The 679-nt window shown below is 64.1% G+C and carries 1 protein-coding gene; it reads left to right on the forward strand.

From position 1 onward, the window contains the following. On the forward strand, nt 1-679 hold a 679-nt coding region (locus EN994_RS34160), incomplete at both ends, for a phospholipase D-like domain-containing protein (protein WP_245466180.1).

The following is a 679-nucleotide window of genomic DNA, read 5'->3' on the forward strand; positions in this document are numbered from 1 at the left end:
AGTCTGGTTCCTGCGCCAGGCACTGGCCGAGCCGGAGGTGGTGGCGATCAAGCAGACGCTTTACCGCACCTCCAACGACAGCCCGATCGTGCGCGCGCTGGTCGACGCGGCCGAGGCCGGCAAGTCGGTCACCGCGCTGGTCGAGCTCAAGGCGCGTTTCGACGAGGAAGCCAACATCCGCTGGGCGCGCGACCTGGAGCGGGCCGGCGTGCAGGTGGTGTTCGGATTTCTCGAACTGAAGACACATGCGAAAATGTCGCTGGTGGTGCGGCGCGAGGACGGCAAGCTGCGCAATTACGTGCACCTCGGCACCGGCAACTACCATCCGGTCACCGCACGCATCTACACCGACCTGTCCTTCTTCACCACAGATCCGACGATTGCCCGCGATGTCGCCCAGCTGTTCAATTTCATCACCGGCTATGCCGAGCCGACGGACGAAATGCGGTTGGCGATCTCGCCGTTCACGCTGAGAAGCCGCATCCTGAAGCACATTGCCGACGAGATTGCCTACGCGGTGCAAGGCAAACCGGCGCGCATCTGGATGAAGATGAACGCCCTCGTCGATCCGATCATCATCGGCGCGCTCTACGATGCCAGCCGCGCCGGCGTCGAGATCGACCTTGTCGTGCGCGGCATCTGCTGCCTGCGGCCGCAGGTTCCGGGCCTGTCGGAAAAC

The sequence above is a fragment of the Mesorhizobium sp. M7A.F.Ca.CA.002.09.1.1 genome (assembly GCF_003998555.1).
Lineage (GTDB): Bacteria > Pseudomonadota > Alphaproteobacteria > Rhizobiales > Rhizobiaceae > Mesorhizobium > Mesorhizobium ciceri.